The organism is Streptococcus suis, from assembly GCA_002831545.1.
Taxonomy (GTDB): Bacteria; Bacillota; Bacilli; order Lactobacillales; family Streptococcaceae; genus Streptococcus; species Streptococcus suis_P.
In genome coordinates, this window is sequence record CP025095.1 from 500,972 (window position 1) to 518,172 (window position 17,201).

Here is a 17,201-nt window from a genome sequence, read left to right on the forward strand (position 1 = left end):
TATTTAATAATGTGATATAATAATAGTGAAGAAAGGCGAAAGCCAAGAAAGAGGTACTAAATATGATTAAATTCAGTATTCGTGGAGAAAACCTTGAAGTTACAGATGCACTTCGCACCTATGTAGAAGAGAAAGTAGCTAAGATTGAGAAATATTTCAATGAAGAACAAGAGTTGAATGCTAAAGTAAATCTAAAAGTTTACCGTGACAAGCGTGCAAAAGTAGAAGTGACAATTCCAGTTGGAGCAGTTACACTTCGCGCAGAAGATATTTCACAAGAAATGTATGGCTCTATCGATCTTGTAGTAGATAAGATTGAACGCCAAATTCGTCGTAACAAAACCAAGATTGAACGAAAACATCGTCAAAAAGTGGCAACTGGTCAAGTCTTTACAGATGAACTTGTTGAGCAAACAGGCGAGGAAGTAAAAGTGGTTCGTACTAAGCAAGTAGACTTGAAACCAATGGATATGGAAGAAGCAGTCCTCCAATTGGAGTTGCTTGGACATGATTTCTTTATCTATACAGATGCTAATGACGGTACAACAAATGTATTGTATAGACGTGAAGATGGAGATTTGGGTCTTCTAGAGGTACGTCAATAAGGATAATAAAACAGTTGCAGTTTTTGCAGCTGTTTTATTATTTTCAAAAACCCGGTTGACAAAGTATATAAGTCGTGATAGAATAATTGAGTTGTCTCTTGAGGGGCTAGTTAACAGAGGAACGAAAAAAAGTTTCGAAAAAGTGTTGACAAGACCATCAGAAGATGATAGAATAATCGAGTTATCTCTTGCGGGACTAGTTAACAGAAGAACGAAAAAAAGTTTCAAAAAAGTGTTGACAAAGTTCATAAGAAATGATAAACTAAGATAGTTGTCGCAAGAGCGATGAACAAGACCTTTGAAAATTAAAGAAGACGAACCAAACGTGCAGGGTGATTTATCTAAGGATAAATCGTCAATGACAAAACAAAACAATAAAACGGAAAGCTAGCAATAGCTTGAGTTTGAATCAAAACTTTTAATGAGAGTTTGATCCTGGCTCAGGACGAACGCTGGCGGCGTGCCTAATACATGCAAGTAGAACGCTGAAGTCTGGTGCTTGCACTAGACGGATGAGTTGCGAACGGGTGAGTAACGCGTAGGTAACCTGCCTCATAGCGGGGGATAACTATTGGAAACGATAGCTAATACCGCATAACAGTATTTACCGCATGGTAGATACTTGAAAGGAGCAATTGCTTCACTATGAGATGGACCTGCGTTGTATTAGCTAGTTGGTGAGGTAACGGCTCACCAAGGCATCGATACATAGCCGACCTGAGAGGGTGATCGGCCACACTGGGACTGAGACACGGCCCAGACTCCTACGGGAGGCAGCAGTAGGGAATCTTCGGCAATGGGGGCAACCCTGACCGAGCAACGCCGCGTGAGTGAAGAAGGTTTTCGGATCGTAAAGCTCTGTTGTAAGAGAAGAACTGTGAGAAGAGTGGAAAGTTTCTCATTTGACGGTATCTTACCAGAAAGGGACGGCTAACTACGTGCCAGCAGCCGCGGTAATACGTAGGTCCCGAGCGTTGTCCGGATTTATTGGGCGTAAAGCGAGCGCAGGCGGTTTGATAAGTCTGAAGTAAAAGGCTGTGGCTTAACCATAGTACGCTTTGGAAACTGTCAAACTTGAGTGCAGAAGGGGAGAGTGGAATTCCATGTGTAGCGGTGAAATGCGTAGATATATGGAGGAACACCGGTGGCGAAAGCGGCTCTCTGGTCTGTAACTGACGCTGAGGCTCGAAAGCGTGGGGAGCGAACAGGATTAGATACCCTGGTAGTCCACGCCGTAAACGATGAGTGCTAGGTGTTGGGTCCTTTCCGGGACTCAGTGCCGCAGCTAACGCATTAAGCACTCCGCCTGGGGAGTACGACCGCAAGGTTGAAACTCAAAGGAATTGACGGGGGCCCGCACAAGCGGTGGAGCATGTGGTTTAATTCGAAGCAACGCGAAGAACCTTACCAGGTCTTGACATCCCGATGACCGCCCTAGAGATAGGGTTTCTCTTCGGAGCAACGGTGACAGGTGGTGCATGGTTGTCGTCAGCTCGTGTCGTGAGATGTTGGGTTAAGTCCCGCAACGAGCGCAACCCCTATTGTTAGTTGCCATCATTCAGTTGGGCACTCTAGCGAGACTGCCGGTAATAAACCGGAGGAAGGTGGGGATGACGTCAAATCATCATGCCCCTTATGACCTGGGCTACACACGTGCTACAATGGCTGGTACAACGAGTCGCAAGTCGGTGACGGCAAGCTAATCTCTTAAAGCCAGTCTCAGTTCGGATTGTAGGCTGCAACTCGCCTACATGAAGTCGGAATCGCTAGTAATCGCGGATCAGCACGCCGCGGTGAATACGTTCCCGGGCCTTGTACACACCGCCCGTCACACCACGAGAGTTTGTAACACCCGAAGTCGGTGAGGTAACCATTTAGGAGCCAGCCGCCTAAGGTGGGATAGATGATTGGGGTGAAGTCGTAACAAGGTAGCCGTATCGGAAGGTGCGGCTGGATCACCTCCTTTCTAAGGAAATGGAAACCTGTACGTCAGTCTTCTTTAATTTTGAGAGGTCTTGTGGGGCCTTAGCTCAGCTAAGCGAAACCTTTAGGTTGAAGCTTTGTCGAAACTAGCGGAGCTAGTGCACGACAGGGGCCAGCGTCTCAAAAATGATATTATATCGAAACAATTAAATACGTTAACAGGTACATAAAAATGTACGGGGCCTTAGCTCAGCTGGGAGAGCGCCTGCTTTGCACGCAGGAGGTCAGCGGTTCGATCCCGCTAGGCTCCATAGGGTAAGGAGATGAGTTTTCCTATCCTAAAACCAAAAGATATTGTTCAAGTAATTGAACACGACCTCATTTTCTAGGAAAATAGATAAACTTCCTAGTGTCTGACGACACTACATCAGTTTCCTAATTTTCTACAAAAATGCCCGACAAGTCGGGACGGTCTTAGTATCTTATATTTGTCCATTGAAAATTGAATATCTATCAAACATTCCTGATGTATCTGAAAGGATACATTAAGAAATAGTAACAAGAAAATAAACCGAAAACGCTGTGAATATTTAATGAGTTTTCTAGTTTAGAAAAAAACTAGTAATTAAGGTTAAGTTAATAAGGGCGCACGGTGGATGCCTTGGCACTAGAAGCCGATGAAGGACGTGACTAACGACGAAATGCCTTGGGGAGCTGTAAGTAAGCAATGATCCAGGGATGTCCGAATGGGGGAACCCGGCAGGTAATGCCTGTCACTCACTACTGTTAAGGTAGTGAAGAGGAAGACGCAGTGAACTGAAACATCTAAGTAGCTGCAGGAAGAGAAAGCAAAAGCGATTGCCTTAGTAGCGGCGAGCGAAACGGCAGGAGGGCAAACCGAGGAGTTTACTCCTCGGGGTTGTAGGACTGCAATGTGGACTTAAAGAGTATAGAAGAACTACCTGGGAAGGTAGGCCAAAGAGAGTAATAGCCTCGTATTTGAAATATTCTTTATACCTAGCAGTATCCTGAGTACGGCGAGACACGCGAAATCTCGTCGGAATCCGGGAGGACCATCTCCCAACCCTAAATACTCTCTAGTGACCGATAGTGAACCAGTACCGTGAGGGAAAGGTGAAAAGTACCCCGGAAGGGGAGTGAAATAGAACCTGAAACCGTGTGCCTACAACAAGTTCGAGCCCGTTAATGGGTGAGAGCGTGCCTTTTGTAGAATGAACCGGCGAGTTACGATATGATGCGAGGTTAAGTTGAAGAGACGGAGCCGTAGGGAAACCGAGTCTTAATAGGGCGGATTAGTATTATGTCGTAGACCCGAAACCATGTGACCTACCCATGAGCAGGTTGAAGGTGCGGTAAGACGCACTGGAGGACCGAACCAGGGCACGTTGAAAAGTGCTTGGATGACTTGTGGGTAGCGGAGAAATTCCAAACGAACTTGGAGATAGCTGGTTCTCTCCGAAATAGCTTTAGGGCTAGCGTCGACATTTGAGAATCTTGGAGGTAGAGCACTGTTTGGATGAGGGGGCCATCTCGGTTTACTGATTTCAGATAAACTCCGAATGCCAAAGATTTATGGTCGGCAGTCAGACTGCGAGTGCTAAGATCCGTAGTCGAAAGGGAAACAGCCCAGACCACCAGCTAAGGTCCCAAAATAATTGTTAAGTGGAAAAGGATGTGGGGTTGCACAGACAACTAGGATGTTAGCTTAGAAGCAGCTATTCATTCAAAGAGTGCGTAATAGCTCACTAGTCGAGTGACCCTGCGCCGAAAATGTACCGGGGCTAAAACAATTTACCGAAGCTGTGGATAACACATTAGTGTTATGGTAGGAGAGCGTTCTATGTGTGAAGAAGGTATACCGTGAGGAGTGCTGGAACGCATAGAAGTGAGAATGCCGGTATGAGTAGCGAAAGATGGGTGAGAATCCCATCCACCGTAAGACTAAGGTTTCCAGGGGAAGGCTCGTCCGCCCTGGGTTAGTCGGGACCTAAGGAGAGACCGAAGGGTGTATCCGATGGACAACAGGTTGATATTCCTGTACTAGAGTATGAAGTGATGGAGGGACGCAGTAGGCTAACTAAAGCGGGCGATTGGAAGAGCCCGTCTAAGCAGTGAGGTGTGATATGAGTCAAAAGCTTGTATCTGTAACATTGAGCTGTGATGGGGAGCGAAGTTTAGTAGCGAAGTTAGTGACGTCACACTGCCGAGAAAAGCTTCTAGCGATGTATCATACTCTACCCGTACCGCAAACCGACACAGGTAGTCGAGGCGAGTAGCCTCAGGTGAGCGAGAGAACTCTCGTTAAGGAACTCGGCAAAATGACCCCGTAACTTCGGGAGAAGGGGTGCTCAGTTTAACTGAGCCGCAGTGAATAGGCCCAAGCAACTGTTTATCAAAAACACAGCTCTCTGCTAAATCGTAAGATGATGTATAGGGGGTGACGCCTGCCCGGTGCTGGAAGGTTAAGAGGAGGGTTTAGCGCAAGCGAAGATCTGAATTGAAGCCCCAGTAAACGGCGGCCGTAACTATAACGGTCCTAAGGTAGCGAAATTCCTTGTCGGGTAAGTTCCGACCCGCACGAAAGGCGTAATGATTTGGGCACTGTCTCAACGAGAGACTCGGTGAAATTTTAGTACCTGTGAAGATGCAGGTTACCCGCGACAGGACGGAAAGACCCCATGGAGCTTTACTGCAGTTTGATATTGAGTATCTGTACCACATGTACAGGATAGGTAGGAGCCTATGAAGTCGGGACGCCAGTTTCGACTGAGGCGCTGTTGGGATACTACCCTTGTGTTATGGCTACTCTAACCCGGATAGGTTATCCCTATCGGAGACAGTGTCTGACGGGCAGTTTGACTGGGGCGGTCGCCTCCTAAAAGGTAACGGAGGCGCCCAAAGGTTCCCTCAGAATGGTTGGAAATCATTCGCAGAGTGTAAAGGTATAAGGGAGCTTGACTGCGAGAGCTACAACTCGAGCAGGGACGAAAGTCGGGCTTAGTGATCCGGTGGTTCCGTATGGAAGGGCCATCGCTCAACGGATAAAAGCTACCCTGGGGATAACAGGCTTATCTCCCCCAAGAGTTCACATCGACGGGGAGGTTTGGCACCTCGATGTCGGCTCGTCGCATCCTGGGGCTGTAGTCGGTCCCAAGGGTTGGGCTGTTCGCCCATTAAAGCGGCACGCGAGCTGGGTTCAGAACGTCGTGAGACAGTTCGGTCCCTATCCGTCGCGGGCGTAGGAAATTTGAGAGGATCTGCTCCTAGTACGAGAGGACCAGAGTGGACTTACCGCTGGTGTACCAGTTGTCTTGCCAAAGGCATCGCTGGGTAGCTATGTAGGGACGGGATAAACGCTGAAAGCATCTAAGTGTGAAACCCACCTCAAGATGAGATTTCCCATAACTTTATGTTAGTAAGAGCCCTGAGAGATGATCAGGTAGATAGGTTGGAAGTGGAAGTGTGGCGACACATGTAGCGGACCAATACTAATCGCTCGAGGACTTATCCAAGAATAAGTAACGAAGGCGTTACAAATTCTGTATGAAAATAGGAAACTGACGCAGAGTCAATAGACTCTAGGAAGTTTATCTTTTTCACTAAGAATTTAGCCTGAGTACAATTACTCACGAGTCGATATTGACAAGCGCACGGTTTCTTGTTAGAATATAGATATTCAATTTTGAGTTGACAAGACTCAGTAGTTAAGTGACGATAGCCTAGGAGATACACCTGTACCCATGCCGAACACAGCAGTTAAGCCCTAGAACGCCTGAAGTAGTTGGGGGTTGACCCCTGTTAGATACGGTAGTCGCTTAGCAAATTGGGAGTTTAGCTCAGCTGGGAGAGCATCTGCCTTACAAGCAGAGGGTCAGCGGTTCGATCCCGTTAACTCCCATAGGTCCCGTAGTGTAGCGGTTATCACGTCGCCCTGTCACGGCGAAGATCGCGGGTTCGATTCCCGTCGGGACCGTTCAAATAGTCTGGGAGACTATTTGAAGTTGGAGATAGAGCAAACGGAGTTTGCTTCATATTTTCGACTCGTTAGCTCAGTTGGTAGAGCAATTGACTTTTAATCAATGGGTCGCTGGTTCGAGCCCAGCACGAGTCATATGCGGGTTTGGCGGAATTGGCAGACGCACCAGATTTAGGATCTGGCGCTTTCGGGCGTGGGGGTTCAAGTCCCTTAACCCGCATAGAATAGAAATAGGCCGGCTTAGCTCAGTTGGTAGAGCATCTGATTTGTAATCAGAGGGTCGCGTGTTCAAGTCATGTAGCCGGCATTAGGAAAGATTGCGAACGTAGTTCAGTGGTAGAACACCACCTTGCCAAGGTGGGGGTCGCGGGTTCGAATCCCGTCGTTCGCTTTGAGAGGCCGGGGTGGCGGAACTGGCAGACGCACAGGACTTAAAATCCTGCGATGGCAACATCGTACCGGTTCGATTCCGGTCCTCGGCATGAAGATTATAATAGTTAGCACCCTTAGCTCAACTGGATAGAGTACCTGACTACGAATCAGGCGGTTAGAGGTTCGACTCCTCTAGGGTGCATCACTCGCTTAATGGAGACGTTAGGGGAGCTTTATTTTTAATAGTATCGGGAAGTAGCTCAGCTTGGTAGAGTACTTGGTTTGGGACCAAGGTGTCGCAGGTTCGAATCCTGTCTTCCCGATTATTGTAAGAGAGCAGCAATGTTCTTTTTTAGATCTTTGTCAACTGTAGTGGGTAGATGAAAAGCTAACACCTAGAGAGGACGAACTTCGTTCTCCCTTTTTTTGTGTTTAAGGCAATCAAAATCCGTTTTTCTAGTTTTCATCTTCCTGAAACCAAAGGCATTTCTTTTAATGACTTTGATGAGATTGTTAGTTGTTTCTAATTTGGTGTTGGAAAATATGAGTTTTGTTGTTTTTCAGTGTAGGTCGTAGGGGACTTTTTTCTACACTCAAAAAGGCTCTATATGACTATGGTGGGTTTACCCGTCATAGTCTTATAGTGCCTTTTATTTTTTGCTTAGTTTAACAACCGCCTCTGTCCGTGCTGTGTGGGGAAACATGTCGACAGATTGAATGTATTCTACCTTGTAGGCTTTGCTTAGCTCAACAAGGTCCCTTGCAAGAGTGGAGACGTTGCAGGATACATAAACCATTTTAGCTGGTTTGTAATCCAAAATGGTTTTGAGGAGCTTTTCGTCGAGTCCAGTTCGCGGAGGATCAACTACCAAGGCATCGGCCCTGTAGCCTTCTTGGTACCACTTTGGAATGATTTCTTCTGCTTTACCTGCCTCATAGTGGGTATTGGATAGTCCCATTCGCTTAGCGTTTGCTTTAGCATCCTCGATGGCTTCTGGAATAATGTCCATACCTCGAACAGATTTGACCTTTTTAGCAAAGGCGAAGCCGATTGTGCCCACGCCACAGTAGGCATCAATCAAGTCTTCATCTCCTGAAATATCCAAAGCCTTGACGGCCTCGCCATAGAGAATTTCTGTTTGTTGGGGATTTAATTGGTAAAATGCCCGTGGAGATAGTGAGAATTCGTAATCTAAAACAGCTTCATCGATAGCTTGTTCTCCCCATAAAATTTCTGTTTTTTCACCATAAATATCACTCGTTTTCTGCCTATTCCAGTTTAGAGCAATAGTGATTATACTTGGAAATTGACTGGTGAGTTCATCAATTAATTTAATAAGATTAACCTGACAAGAGGTGACAAAGATCACTTGAACTTGACCTGTTTTTCGAGCCTTGCGGACCATAACCGTGCGGATTCCATGTTGCTTGCGCTCATTATAAATAGGAATACGGTGCTTGGTGAGTAGCTTTGCGATTCCGTTGATAATCTCTTGTGTTTCGGCATCTTGGACGTAACAATTCGTAATTCCAATCAAGCGATGGGAATTTTCAGCGTAGAGCCCAGCCTTGACTTGATCCTTGAATGAACGGGTTTGAAACTGTAATTTAGCCCGATAATGACTTGGCTGCTCCATTCCAATGGTTGGGTGAATGAGGTAATCCTCATAGCCTGCTGGCTTAAATTTCTTCAAGGCTTGTCGGAGCAGGTCTTGCTTGAAGTCCAGTTGCTTGTCATAACGGAGGTGCATGATTTGACAACCACCACAGGCTTGATAGATGTCACAGGCAGGCTTGACACGGAATTTTGATTCCTTGTTGATTTTTAATAATTTTGCTTCAACGAAATTTCGTTTGACTGAGGTAATTTGACAAAAAATTTCTTCTCCCTTAAGGGCACCAGGGACAAAGACTAGCGTTTTTTGATAAAAGCCGATGCCTTCTCCGTTGATGCCCATTCGTTTGATTTTTAAGGGGATTCGTTGGTTTACTTGTAGATTCATATTATTATTTTACCGAAAAATCCTGTATAATGAAAGAATGAGAATTACAAAAATTGAAAAGAAGAAACGTCTTTATTTACTTGAAGTGGACGGTCAGGATAGTTTATATATTACGGAAGACACAATTGTTCGCTTCATGCTTAGTAAGGGAAAGGAAATCACGGAGCAGGAGTTTCGTGAGCTTCGCGATTTTGCTCAGTTTTCTTATGGGAAAAATCTAGCACTTTATTACCTTTCCTTCAAGCAACGTACCAAAAAAGAAGTTAGTGATTATCTAAAGAAATATGAAATTGAAGAAAACAATATTGTCAAGATTGTGACGGTATTAGAGGAGGAAAAATGGCTGGACGATGGGAATTATGTTGATAGCTATGTCCGTCAGAATGCTCTAAATGGAGATAAGGGACCAGCTATGATTCGTCAGAAGTTGATGCAGAAAGGAATTCCTAAACTGCTGATTGATAAAAGGCTGGCAGAGGAAGATTTTTCAGAGCTTGCTAGGAAGATTGGGGAGAAATTGGTGGGTAGATACCAAAGAAAATTGCCTCTTCGAGCTTTGCAAGATAAAGTTGTACAGGGATTGATGGGTAAGGGGTTTTCTTATGAGACGGCCAAACAAAGCCTGGGCCAGTTGGAACTTGTGGCTGATGAGGAAAATGAAGATGCCTTAATTGCCAAGGAACTGGATAAGCAGTATAGAAAATATAGTCGTAAATATGAAGGCTACGAATTGAAGCAAAGGTTGATACAGGCTTTAGCTCGAAAGGGTTATGACTTTGATCGGATTCAGGCTGTCCTTCGTGATTATCTGTGAAAAAATTTAGCCTAGGTTAGAAAAATATGATATAATAGTCAAGATAAATTGTAATTGTAGAAAGTTGGTAACAAAGTGAAATTACCAAAGGAAGGCGACTTTATTACAATTCAAAGTTATAAGCATGACGGTGAAATTCATCGCACTTGGCGTGACACCATGGTATTAAAAACAACGGAAAATGCTATTATTGGAGTCAATAATCATACCTTAGTGACTGAAAATGATGGTAGGCGTTGGGTAACAAGAGAGCCAGCAATCGTTTATTTTCATAAAAAATACTGGTTCAATATCATTGCAATGATTCGTGAAAACGGAGTTTCCTATTATTGTAACCTTGCTAGTCCATATGTTCTCGACAATGAGGCACTCAAATACATTGATTATGACCTAGATGTTAAGGTCTTTGCTGATGGTGAAAAGAGATTGCTGGATGTGGATGAATATAAGCGTCATCGTAAGGCGATGAAGTATTCGGATGATATTGATTTTATTTTGAAGGAAAATGTCAAGATACTGGTTGATTGGATCAATAATCAGCGCGGTCCTTTCTCTCCAGCCTACGTTAATATCTGGTACAAACGCTATTTAGAACTGAGAAGTAGATAAAGTTAGAAAAGAAAATCCTGTTTTACAGGCTTTTTTCTTATTGTAAAGGAGGGGCTTATGGCCTTTGAACAAACAAATGGACGCTATGCAAGTTTTGGAGTTGTGACCTCACTTCCTGGGGAAGTGATTGATAGTTTCTGGTATGTTATTGATCACTACTTAAAAGGAGTTATTCCTTTGAAAAATGTAATCCGTTTTTCTATCAAAAATCGTCGTGGTAAGATTACGCTGGTCTTTTCGCAGGAAGGTTATAAAAATGTACTGGCTGTAGATCTAAGTAGTCGTTTTGATCCTTTTTATCCCTCAACAATCTTGGTAATGGACAAGCAGGGAAAAGAGACCATTACTTTGCCAGATGAGGTGACCTTGCTTTAGCTTGAAGAGCTGGTATTTTATCACCTAAGATATTGTTAATATATGAAATTTGGTGTAAAATAGATTTGTAAGCTTATGTGGGTTAGAAAGGAGGAGTCTATGGTTAGTCAAACTGTTGAAAAACCTCTCTATTTGCAGTTGGTTGATAAATTGGAAGTTGCAATTCGTGAGAGGATGGCTCCGAATGACAAGTTATTTTCAGAGCGTGAGTTGACACAGGTTTATGGTGTCAGTCGTATTACAGTTCGTTTGGCTTTGCAAGAATTGGAAAAACGTGGCTTAGTCTATAAGAAGCATGGTAAAGGGACCTATGTTTCAGAAATTTCGGATACTGCTGTGGATTTATCGCAATCCTATAGTTTTACAGAGCAGATGAAAAAAATAGGGAAAGTACCGAGGACATCTATTTTATCCTTTGAATTGGTTAAGGCGTCAGACTATATTGTGCAGCATTTACAACTTAGTCAGGGTGAGGAAGTGTTTGAAGTTGAACGTTTGAGACTTGCAGATGAGGTTCCGATGATGTTGGAAAGGACATATGTTCCTGCCTCGCTATTTCCTGCCTTAACAGCTATCAGGATGAGGGAAAAACCACTCTATGAAATCTTTCTTGAGGATTATGGTCAGACAATTCGACTAGCAGAAGAAGAGTTCTATGCAAGTATTGCTTTGGATAATGAAGCTAAGATACTCGGAATTCCAAGCAATAGTCCAGTGCTTCATTTGGTAAGAAAAACGTATAATGATAAGAATAGAATTATCGAGTTTACGTTTAGTATTGCTAGAGCGGACCAGTTTCGTTACAAGATTAGCCATCAACGGGGATATTAGAATTAATACTCTTCGAAAATCAAAATTATTCGTTGTCAAGAGCCTTGATGAAATCCAGTTCTATCTTCGGTTTCGTTTCCTAGGCTACTTTTGATTGTTATTGGGTATGAAAAAAACGCGGACGTTAGTCTGCGTTTTTTTAGCGATGATTGGCTGTAATTTCAAATTTGTAATACTTCCAGTGTTTGTAAGTTTCAGTATATTCCATCACTTCACCGCTAGTACTGTTAGTAGTTGTTTTGTTTTGTAGTACAGCTGGTTCAGTCGCTTTTAATTTCAAATGGCTGGCAACCTCTTTTGGACATGGGCTGACAATTTCATTTGTTTCTACAAATGGTTCCTCGGACATGTGGATATTGTAGTCCAGTTTGAAGCGTTGATAGATTGATTGATAGTGCTCGAGTGGAGCATCGGGATTCTGGATATATCGTTGAGGGATATATGAATTGTGGAAGATGTATGGAGTGTCTTCTGCTGCGCGGACGCGTACAATTTTATAGTAAAACTCATTCTTGTCAAGATTTAGTTTTTCAAGGATATCGGGTTTATTGCCTTTTTCGCACGAGAGAACAGTAACCTTATCCTTATCCATCGGAAAAATCTCAATATCAGAAAATTCTACAAGCCGTCCTTTGCGTGAACGGGATACAAAGGTCCCTTTACCTTGTTGACGAACGAGGTAGCCGTCTTTAACTAGTTCGTTTACTGCACGAATAACGGTGATAGAGCTAACGTTAAATAGTTTTGTTAATTCAGATTCTGTGTAAAATTTGTCGCCATTTTCAAATTTACCAGAAATGATTTGCTGACGTAAGTCATTTTGTACAAGCTGGTACTTAGGTACTTTCATACTTATTTCCTTCCTTTCCGTAACTCATTATACTAAATTAATTGATGGAAATCAAAAAAAATAGCTGAAATCCATAAAAAAATAGATGTAATCCCTTTCTGACTGATGAAATAGATGTGTTTGCAAAAAAAAAAGTAAAAATTTTTTAAAAAGTACTGGACATAACCACAAATAAGTGTTAGTATATTAATAGAAAGGTAAGCGGTTGCATCGGAGGAAGAAATGAAAGAATTTTATATTGGAGACCAATTTTATTTGGACGGTGAACCCTTTAAGATTTTATCAGGTGCGATTCATTATTTTCGTGTCCATCCTGATGATTGGTACCATTCTTTGTATAACTTAAAGGCCCTTGGTTTTAATACGGTTGAAACCTATGTCCCTTGGAATATGCATGAACCTCGAAAGGGTGAGTTTTGTTACGAGGGTATATTGGATATTGAGCGATTTTTGAAATTGGCTCAAGAATTAGGGCTTTATGCAATTGTACGTCCTTCCCCTTATATTTGTGCGGAGTGGGAATGGGGTGGCCTCCCTGCTTGGTTGATGAAGGAAGAGCTTAGAGTACGTTCGAGTGATTCGGTGTACTTGCAGCACTTAGATGAATATTACGCTTCTCTTATTCCTAAATTGGCCAAGCTCCAACTCGCACAGGGTGGAAATGTACTTATGTTCCAAGTGGAAAATGAGTATGGCTCTTATGGTGAGGAGAAGGAGTATCTAAGATCGGTGGCTAGCTTGATGCGTAAACATGGTCTAACTGCTCCCTTGTTTACCTCGGACGGTTCTTGGCGAGCAACGTTACGTGCAGGAACACTGATAGAGGACGATGTATTTGTAACAGGAAACTTTGGTTCTAAAGCTAGAGAGAATTTTGCAAATATGACGGCATTCTTTAATGAACATCAGAAGAATTGGCCACTCATGTGTATGGAATTTTGGGATGGTTGGTTCAATCGTTGGGGCGATGAAATTATTCGTAGAGAGCCGGAGGAAATGGTTGATTCGGTTATGGAATGTATCGAATTGGGTTCCTTAAATCTGTACATGTTTCATGGTGGAACAAATTTTGGTTTCATGAATGGTTGCTCTGCTCGTGGTCAAATTGATTTGCCTCAGGTAACTTCTTATGATTATGATGCTATATTGGATGAAGCTGGAAATCCTACTAAGAAGTTTTATATTTTGCAACAACGTTTGAAAGAAGTCTATCCTGAATTAGAGTATGCAGAACCGCTTGTAAAAGAGGCAAAAGCTTTTTCAGATGTGTTGCTTCATGATAAGGTGAGTTTATTTGCTACTCTAGAAAATGTAAGCGATTGCGTAAAAGGGTTTTATCCTAAGAATATGGAAGAACTTGATCAGTCAACAGGTTATATTTTATATAGAACAGAGTTGGAGCGGGATAAGACAGAATCGGAACGTTTCCGAGTGGTTGATGCGCGTGACCGTATCCAAATTTATGCAGATGGAAAATTCGTTGCAACTCAGTATCAGACAGAGATTGGTGACGATGTTGAATTGGATTTTAAAGATGACAAGCTAATATTAGATATTTTGGTAGAAAATATGGGACGTGTCAATTATGGGCACAAACTAACGGCTCCTACCCAGTCTAAAGGGCTTGGTCGAGGTGCGATGGCTGATTTACATTTTATTGGTCATTGGGAAACCTATCCTTTGCATCTTGAGTCAGTTGAGGACTTGGATTTTAGTAAGGGCTGGGAGGAAGGTCAAGCTGCTTTCTATCGTTATCAGTTTGAACTAGATGAACTTGCGGATACTTACTTAGACATGACAGGTTTTGGTAAGGGAGTTGTTTTCGTTAATAATGTAAATATCGGACGTTTCTGGGAAAAAGGACCAATCCTCTATCTCTATATTCCAAAAGGATACTTAAAGAAAGGAGAAAATGAAATCGTCGTCTTCGAGACGGAAGGAAAATATAGAGAGAAGATTAGTTTTTCGCAGGAACCCGTTTATAAAGAGGTGTAGGTGTTCTGCAGAGAACATCTAACAGAAAGATTTATGAAGAAAAGGAGAACACTGTATGGCAATTATTGCTACGCGTATTGATGGTCGTTTGATTCACGGTCAGGTTGCTAACCTTTGGACTACTAAATTAAATATTAGTCGTATCATGGTTATTGACGATGCGGTTGCTCAAAACGACATTGAGAAACAAGGTTTGAAATTGGCTTGCCCACCGGGGGTAAAATTATCTATTTTGCCAATCGAAAAAGCAGCCAATAACATCAAGGAAGGCAAATATGATGCGCAACGTCTCTTGATTGTTGCTCGTCGTCCAGAAAACTTCCTTCGCTTGGTAGAATATGGTGTAGAACTTGCTGAATTGAACGTCGGCAATATGTCACAATCACCAGAAACTCGTTCTGTAACTCGTTCTATTAACGTTGTAGATAAGGATATTGCAGATTTTGATGCCTTGGCGGCTAAGGGTGTAAAATTATTTGCACAAATGGTACCTGGCGATTCACCAAAAGACTTTATGCCATTATTGGATAAGGTTAGATAACATTCGGATATTTTTGAAAAATTTAAAGGAGGATCACTATTATGCAATGGTGGCAAATATTACTTCTAACGCTCTACTCTGCTTACCAGATTTGTGATGAGCTGACCATCGTATCGTCAGCTGGATCACCAGTTTTTGCAGGGTTCATCTCTGGTTTAATCATGGGGGACATGGCAACAGGTTTGGCAATCGGTGCTAGCTTGCAGCTCATGGTACTTGGTGTAGGTACTTTCGGTGGTGCATCTCGTATCGACGCAACCTCTGGTGCGGTATTGGCAACTGCCTTCTCTGTATCACAAGGTATTGACCCTGAACTTGCGGTATCTACTATCGCGGTTCCAGTAGCAGCACTTCTTGTTTATACAGATATTGCTGGTCGTTTCTCAACTACTTTCTTTGCACACCGTGTAGATGCTGCGATTGAACGCTTTGACTACGCTGGTATCGAACGCAACTACTTGCTTGGTGCAATTCCTTGGGCACTTTCTCGTGCACTTCCAGTCTTCCTTGCTCTTGCTTTTGGTGGTGGGTTTGTAGATGCAATGGTTAAAACTATTGAACAATACCAATGGATTGCCAATGGTTTGACGCTTGCAGCTCGTATGCTTCCAGGTCTTGGATTTGCAATCTTGCTCCACTACCTTCCACTTAAACGTAACCTTCACTACTTGGCGGTAGGTTTCGCCCTTACAGCTATGTTGACTGTTCTTTACGGTAATGTGTCAGCTTTGGGTGGTGCAGTTGCTGGTATCGTTGGTACTCTTCCTGAAGATGCAGGCGTGGCTTTTGTTAACAACTTCAAAGGCTTGTCAATGATCGGTATCGCTATTGTGGGTGCATTCCTTTCAGTGCTTCACTTCAAAAATAGCCAAAAAGTAACTGTGGTTGCTCCATCAAATTCAGAAAGTGGGGAAATTGAAGATGACGAAATCTAATTACAAATTAACAAAAGAAGATTTTAATCAAATCAACAAACGTAGCTTGTTCACTTTCCAACTTGGTTGGAACTATGAGCGGATGCAAGCATCTGGCTACCTCTACATGATTTTGCCGCAATTGCGTAAAATGTATGGAGATGGTACACCTGAGTTGAAGGAAATGATGAAACTGCATACTCAGTTCTTCAATACTTCACCATTCTTCCACACTATTATCACAGGTATTGACTTGGCTTTGGAAGAAAGCGACGGTGTGGCTTCTAAAGATGCGGTTAACGGTATTAAGACTGGTTTGATGGGTCCATTTGCCCCAATCGGTGACTCTATCTTTGGTTCTCTTGTTCCAGCGATTATGGGTACTGTGGCAGCGACTATGGGTAAGGAAGGTTCTCCGGTAGGTATTTTCCTTTGGGTAGCCGTGGCTGTTGCATATGATATTTTCCGCTGGAAACAGTTGGAAGTTGCCTACAAAGAGGGAACTAAACTCATCACTACTATGCGTGACCGCTTGACCGCTCTTGTAGATGCAGCGTCTGTAATGGGTGTCTTCATGATGGGTGCCTTGATTGCAACTATGATTAACTTTGAAGTGACTTGGGCTCCAAATGTAGGTGAGAAAGTGATTGACATTCAAGACTTGCTCAACACAATCTTCCCTCGCCTTGTTCCAGCTGTCTTTACAGGATTTGTCTTCTGGCTTCTTGGTCGTCGTGGCATGACTTCTACTAAAGCTATCTTGATTATCATCGCACTTGCAGTTGGACTTTCTGCAATCGGTCACTTCGTATTTGGTATGGCATAATGACTAGAAGTTTAGTATTAGTAAGTCATGGTATCTTCTGTGAAGAGTTGAAGAAATCTACTGAGATGATTATGGGGCCTCAAGAGGACATCTATACAGTAGCTCTTTTACCAGAAGAAGGTCCAGAAGACTTCCAGAAAAAATTTGAAGAAACAATTGCAGGATTGGAAGATTTCGTTGTCTTCGCAGACTTGTTGGGCGGTACACCAGCCAACGTCGTATCACGAAAATTGATTGAAGGCGGACAGTTTGACCTCTATGCAGGGATGAACATGCCAATGGTTATCGGTTTCTTGAACGGCGTCCTGCTGGGAGAGGCTGTGGATTATGTAGAATTTGGGACAAGCAACCTAGTTCATGTCAATAGTCTATTAACAAGTGATGAAGATGAGTGAAAAACTCCAGTGGAGTTTTTCAGCCCGAACTTAGAAATAAGAGAGCGAGGGAAGTTCAAGTGACTGTTTCAGCCCGAGCCTAGAAATAAGAGAGTGAGGCTAACTCAGCCGATTGTTACAGACGGATTTGATTTTCGTTAATTATAAACTG

The 17,201-nt window shown here is 43.1% G+C and carries 13 protein-coding genes, 10 tRNA genes, 3 rRNA genes and 1 pseudogene; 24 read left to right on the forward strand and 3 right to left on the reverse strand.

Annotation, left to right across the window (positions count from 1 at the left end; translation table 11 throughout):
- The first annotated feature begins 62 nt into the window (after positions 1-62).
- The 15 genes from raiA (at position 63) to CWM22_02620 (ending at position 7,220) form a co-directional block, all read left to right on the forward strand.
- Complete coding sequence (raiA, locus tag CWM22_02550; GenBank protein AUC90875.1) at positions 63-605, forward strand: ribosomal subunit interface protein; 543 nt, start codon at positions 63-65, stop codon at positions 603-605.
- A 55-nt stretch (positions 606-660) separates the two neighbouring features.
- Entirely contained in the window at positions 661-876 is a 216-nt protein-coding gene (locus CWM22_02555) for a hypothetical protein (protein ID AUC90876.1), read from the forward strand.
- 147 nt (positions 877-1,023) lie between these two features.
- Positions 1,024-2,579 (forward strand): 16S ribosomal RNA (locus tag CWM22_02560).
- Positions 2,580-2,766: 187 nt separating this feature from the next.
- A tRNA-Ala gene (locus CWM22_02565) sits at positions 2,767-2,839 on the forward strand.
- A gap of 317 nt (positions 2,840-3,156) precedes the next feature.
- Positions 3,157-6,062, forward strand: a 23S ribosomal RNA gene (locus tag CWM22_02570).
- A 191-nt stretch (positions 6,063-6,253) separates the two neighbouring features.
- Positions 6,254-6,369, forward strand: a 5S ribosomal RNA gene (rrf, locus tag CWM22_02575).
- Together the 16S, 23S and 5S rRNA genes with 10 tRNA genes alongside form the textbook arrangement of a ribosomal RNA operon.
- 5 nt (positions 6,370-6,374) lie before the next feature.
- Positions 6,375-6,447 (forward strand) — tRNA-Val (locus tag CWM22_02580).
- Positions 6,448-6,449: 2 nt separating this feature from the next.
- Positions 6,450-6,522 (forward strand) — tRNA-Asp (locus tag CWM22_02585).
- A gap of 65 nt (positions 6,523-6,587) precedes the next feature.
- A tRNA-Lys gene (locus CWM22_02590) sits at positions 6,588-6,660 on the forward strand.
- 3 nt (positions 6,661-6,663) lie between these two features.
- Positions 6,664-6,745: transfer RNA gene (locus CWM22_02595), tRNA-Leu, on the forward strand.
- Between the two features lie 14 nt (positions 6,746-6,759).
- Positions 6,760-6,832 (forward strand) — tRNA-Thr (locus CWM22_02600).
- Positions 6,833-6,844: 12 nt separating this feature from the next.
- Positions 6,845-6,916 (forward strand) — tRNA-Gly (locus tag CWM22_02605).
- 7 nt (positions 6,917-6,923) lie between these two features.
- Positions 6,924-7,007: transfer RNA gene (locus tag CWM22_02610), tRNA-Leu, on the forward strand.
- 18 nt (positions 7,008-7,025) lie between these two features.
- Positions 7,026-7,102 (forward strand) — tRNA-Arg (locus CWM22_02615).
- Between the two features lie 44 nt (positions 7,103-7,146).
- Positions 7,147-7,220 (forward strand) — tRNA-Pro (locus tag CWM22_02620).
- Between the two features lie 65 nt (positions 7,221-7,285).
- Here the strand turns inward: CWM22_02620 and CWM22_02625 are convergent.
- Positions 7,286-7,448: pseudogene (locus tag CWM22_02625) on the reverse strand (ISL3 family transposase).
- Between the two features lie 99 nt (positions 7,449-7,547).
- Positions 7,548-8,900 (reverse strand): 23S rRNA (uracil(1939)-C(5))-methyltransferase RlmD, encoded by a 1,353-nt coding sequence (locus CWM22_02630; GenBank protein AUC90877.1) that lies wholly within the window; start codon positions 8,898-8,900, stop codon positions 7,548-7,550.
- A 37-nt stretch (positions 8,901-8,937) separates the two neighbouring features.
- Here CWM22_02630 and CWM22_02635 point away from each other — a divergent pair, with 37 nt between their 5' ends.
- The 4 genes from CWM22_02635 to CWM22_02650 all read left to right on the forward strand — a co-directional run bounded on the left by CWM22_02635 (position 8,938) and on the right by CWM22_02650 (position 11,529).
- Positions 8,938-9,714, forward strand: a complete 777-nt coding sequence (locus CWM22_02635; GenBank protein ID AUC90878.1) for a recombination regulator RecX — start codon at positions 8,938-8,940, stop codon at positions 9,712-9,714.
- 75 nt (positions 9,715-9,789) lie between these two features.
- Positions 9,790-10,323 carry a DUF402 domain-containing protein gene (locus CWM22_02640; GenBank protein AUC90879.1) on the forward strand — a complete coding sequence of 178 codons (534 nt, stop codon included), beginning with the start codon at positions 9,790-9,792 and terminating at the stop codon, positions 10,321-10,323.
- Positions 10,324-10,380: 57 nt separating this feature from the next.
- Positions 10,381-10,698, forward strand: a complete 318-nt coding sequence (locus tag CWM22_02645; GenBank protein ID AUC90880.1) for a hypothetical protein — start codon at positions 10,381-10,383, stop codon at positions 10,696-10,698.
- 99 nt (positions 10,699-10,797) lie between these two features.
- Complete coding sequence (locus CWM22_02650) at positions 10,798-11,529, forward strand: GntR family transcriptional regulator (protein ID AUC90881.1); 732 nt, start codon at positions 10,798-10,800, stop codon at positions 11,527-11,529.
- A 139-nt stretch (positions 11,530-11,668) separates the two neighbouring features.
- Here the strand turns inward: CWM22_02650 and CWM22_02655 are convergent, their stop codons facing one another.
- Entirely contained in the window at positions 11,669-12,379 is a 711-nt protein-coding gene (locus tag CWM22_02655) for a GntR family transcriptional regulator (protein AUC90882.1), read from the reverse strand.
- A 222-nt stretch (positions 12,380-12,601) separates the two neighbouring features.
- Between CWM22_02655 and CWM22_02660 the strand changes: the two genes are divergently transcribed.
- The 5 genes from CWM22_02660 to CWM22_02680 are packed head-to-tail and all read left to right on the forward strand — an operon-like array spanning position 12,602 to position 17,050.
- Positions 12,602-14,374 (forward strand): beta-galactosidase, encoded by a 1,773-nt coding sequence (locus CWM22_02660; protein ID AUC90883.1) that lies wholly within the window; start codon positions 12,602-12,604, stop codon positions 14,372-14,374.
- Positions 14,375-14,429: 55 nt separating this feature from the next.
- Positions 14,430-14,915 (forward strand): PTS system mannose/fructose/N-acetylgalactosamine-transporter subunit IIB, encoded by a 486-nt coding sequence (locus CWM22_02665; protein ID AUC90884.1) that lies wholly within the window; start codon positions 14,430-14,432, stop codon positions 14,913-14,915.
- A 41-nt stretch (positions 14,916-14,956) separates the two neighbouring features.
- Complete coding sequence (locus CWM22_02670; GenBank protein ID AUC90885.1) at positions 14,957-15,850, forward strand: PTS mannose/fructose/sorbose/N-acetylgalactosamine transporter subunit IIC; 894 nt, start codon at positions 14,957-14,959, stop codon at positions 15,848-15,850.
- On the forward strand, positions 15,837-16,655 hold the full coding sequence (locus tag CWM22_02675) for a PTS fructose transporter subunit IID (protein ID AUC90886.1): 819 nt from the start codon (positions 15,837-15,839) through the stop codon (positions 16,653-16,655). Before CWM22_02670 ends, CWM22_02675 begins: the two co-directional genes overlap by 14 nt.
- A complete protein-coding gene (locus tag CWM22_02680; protein AUC90887.1) occupies positions 16,655-17,050 on the forward strand; it encodes a PTS fructose transporter subunit IIA in 396 nt (131 codons plus the stop codon). The genes CWM22_02675 and CWM22_02680 overlap by 1 nt, the downstream gene beginning before the upstream one ends.
- The last annotated feature ends 151 nt before the right edge of the window (positions 17,051-17,201 follow it).